General features: G+C 44.0%; 3 protein-coding genes and 1 rRNA gene. All 4 read left to right on the top strand.

The features are described 5' to 3' along the window. Positions 1-109 precede the first annotated feature (109 nt). Positions 110-1,399 (top strand): DEAD/DEAH box helicase, encoded by a 1,290-nt coding sequence (locus HZY94_RS08840; RefSeq protein WP_179925847.1) that lies wholly within the window; start codon positions 110-112, stop codon positions 1,397-1,399. A gap of 179 nt (positions 1,400-1,578) precedes the next feature. Beyond that, positions 1,579-2,061, top strand: a complete 483-nt coding sequence (locus tag HZY94_RS08835; protein WP_218925748.1) for a ComF family protein — start codon at positions 1,579-1,581, stop codon at positions 2,059-2,061. Positions 2,062-2,139: 78 nt separating this feature from the next. Then, a complete protein-coding gene (hpf, locus tag HZY94_RS08830; protein WP_179925845.1) occupies positions 2,140-2,682 on the top strand; it encodes a ribosome hibernation-promoting factor, HPF/YfiA family in 543 nt (180 codons plus the stop codon). Positions 2,683-3,047: 365 nt separating this feature from the next. Continuing rightward, positions 3,048-3,163: ribosomal RNA gene (locus HZY94_RS08825) — 16S ribosomal RNA — on the top strand; the annotation flags it as partial.

Raw genomic sequence — 3,163 nt, 5'->3', positions numbered from 1 at the left:
CTGAGCATGGTCTTTGATAGATATTTAAAATCATTGCTGTAAAAAAAGGTTCTGACTGAAGAAAAAATCAGTTAGAACCTTTCATGCGTTTGTCGTGGAATAAAGAAGTATGGAAGATGAAAAAAATTACTGGGGTCGCCGTTTGCCGGAAGGGGAATGGCCCGAGTCGCTTAAGGCTAAATCAGACTGTATGCTAGGGATCCGCCAATCCGGTGGCCAGTGGATTTGCCAGCGATGTCAGACAAGATTGAGCCAGATCAATCGTCTCCCTCAAGGAGCCTTCTATTGTCGGGCCTGTATCCAAATGGGGCGTCTGCGTTCCGACGAATCCCTTTATTTTCTGGCACAGAAATCCTTTCCTGTCACAGACTCTTGTCGCTGGTCGGGAGAGCTCAGTCCTGACCAAGCTCGGATTGCTCAGGTTTTGTTGGAACAAAGTCTTCAGGGAGTGTCTTGTCTGGTCCATGCTGTAACCGGTGCGGGAAAGACGGAGATGCTCTACCCTTTGTTGACAGATACTTTGAATAAAGGTGGGGTGGTTGGTCTGGCCAGTCCGCGAATTGATGTCTGTCGCGAACTGCATCAGCGTTTGCAGAGGGATTTTACAGTCTCCACTTGTTTCTTATATGGGGAAGGGGAACCTTATCAACGGAGTCAGTTGATTGTAGCAACGGTTCCGCAACTTTTTCGCTTTTACCAGGCCTTTGACCTGCTGATTGTGGATGAGGTGGATGCCTTTCCCTTTGATGAAAATCCCCAGCTCTATGCTGCGGTTGAGCAGGCTCAGAAAGTAGCTGCCCCGGTCCATTTTTTGACGGCTACGACTACTCCCTTGTTGGAGCAGAGAATTCAGCGTGGGGACTTGGTGCGTTTAGCCCTACCCAAACGCTTTCACCAGCAGCCCCTAGTTGTGCCGCGGATTATTTACTGGTCTGGGTATCAAGAAAAGGGAAGGGTATCCAGGACTTTTCTGATGCAGTTTCGGAGACAGCGGCAGAGTGGTTTTCCCCTTTTAATTTTTCTACCGTTGATTCAGTGGGGAGAAAACTTCTATAAACAGTTAGGTAAAGTTTTTCCGAATCTGAAGGTCGCTTTTGTTTCCGCTTCTTCAGGGAATCGGAAAGAGCTGGTAGAGCAGTTTCGAGCGGGAGTGGTAGAGGTTTTGATCACAACTACGATTTTGGAGCGGGGAGTGACCTTTCCTAAGGTCGATGTGTTTGTCTTGGAAGCAGACCATGCTCTTTATACTAAGAGCAGCCTGGTTCAGATCGCTGGGCGCGTGGGGCGTAGCAAGGAGCGACCAGACGGACTGGTTCTCTTTTTTGTGCAGGAACAGACACGAGCTAGCAAACAAGCCATTCAAGAAATCAAACAGATGAATCGGGAGGCTGGCTTTTGATAACTTGTATTCTTTGTCAGACACTTTTTTCAAGTCCACTGTGTTTCCGAGACCTCTTTTTGATGCGGAGGAATACAGAGGTTCTATGTTCTTCCTGCCAAGGTTCCTTTTTCACAATTGGGAAGAACCACTGTCCGACTTGCTACAAAGCGGGGCTCTCAGAAATTTGTCAGGATTGTTTGGCTTGGCGGAACCGAGGTCATCGTATCTGTCATACAGCTCTTTACCATTACGAGCAGAATATGGCCAACTATTTTGTTCAATACAAGCAATGGGGAGATTACCAGCTGCGTTTTGCTTTTGCCAAAGACGTTAAAGAAAAATTTAAAGAATGGAAGGGGTATACCGTCGTGCCAATTCCAGTTTCTAAGCAAAGGTATCAAGAACGCGGCTTCAATCAGGTGGAAGGAATTTTGGAGGCGGCAGGAATCTCCTATGAACGGCTTCTGACAAAAACAGAGGTAGAGCACCAGATTGGTAAGGATCGGTGGGAACGGCTGGCGCTGGGACAAGTATTTGCAGTAAAGGGGAAAATCAAGGCGCAAAAAGGTGTGATTTTGGTCGACGATGTGTACACGACAGGGGCTACAATGGAATTGGCCAAGCAAGTTCTTTCTGAAAATGGCTGTCAAAATATTTTCACATTTTCCATCGCTCGATGAGGAAAGGGCTTGCATTTTAAAAATGAAAACGTTATACTGTATATAGAAAAGCTTCTAGCTTAGAAGGAAGGTATATATATGTTTAAATATAGTATCCGCGGCGAAAATATTGAGGTAACAGAAGCCATTCGTGATTATGTTACAGCAAAACTTGAAAAGCTTTCAAAATATTTTCAAGAAGATCAAGAATTGGATGTACGGGTCAATTTAAAGGTATATCGTGAAAAAACTGCTAAAGTTGAAGTAACCATCCCACTTGGCTCCCTAACTCTACGGGCAGAGGATGTTTCTCAAGATTTGTATGGATCTGTTGATTTAGCTGTTGATAAAATTGACCGTCAAATCCGTAAAAACAAAACCAAAATTGAAAAGAAACATCGGGCTAAGGTTCCAACTGGTCACATTTTCACTAATGAATTGGTTGAAGATGACGAAAAAATCCCTGTTAACATTGTTCGTTCCAAACAAATCGATTTGAAACCAATGAGTGTTGAAGAGGCAGTTCTGCAAATGGAGCTTCTAGGACATGACTTCTTTATTTATAAAGATGCAGAGGACGATTCTACCAATGTTCTTTATAAACGCGAAGACGGTGATTTTGGACTTCTCGAAGTTAAATAAACCCTATATTGCGAGGCTGGGAATGAACCCAGTCTCTTTTTTTCAAAAAAATTGTAAAAAACTCTTGCCAAGGTGAGCCGAGTGTTGTATACTAAGAAAGTCCTGGAGGGAGAGTTCCTTAAACGGGACAGTTAGTTGATAAAGGTTCGGTCCATCCGAACCAAGTCAAAAAAACTTCAAAAATTTTTCAAAAAAGTGTTGACAAAGATTTGAGGTTTTGGTAAACTAATGAAGTTGTCTCGTGAGAGGCATGACCTTTGAAAACTGAACAAGACGAATACCAATGTGTGGGACACTAGAAATAGTGCCCGGCAAGAAAAAAACAATAAATCTGTCAGTGACAGAAATGAGCAGTAGCTCAAACTTTTGATGAGAGTTTGATCCTGGCTCAGGATGAACGCTGGCGGCGTGCCTAATACATGCAAGTAGAACGCTGAAGAAAGAGCTTGCTCTTTTGGAAGAGTTGCGAACGGGTGAGTAA

The sequence above is a fragment of the Streptococcus danieliae genome, from assembly GCF_013415245.1.
Taxonomy (GTDB): Bacteria; Bacillota; Bacilli; order Lactobacillales; family Streptococcaceae; genus Streptococcus; species Streptococcus danieliae_A.
Note: the sequence above shows the minus strand (reverse complement) of the source record. Positions and strands in the feature narration are given on the sequence as shown.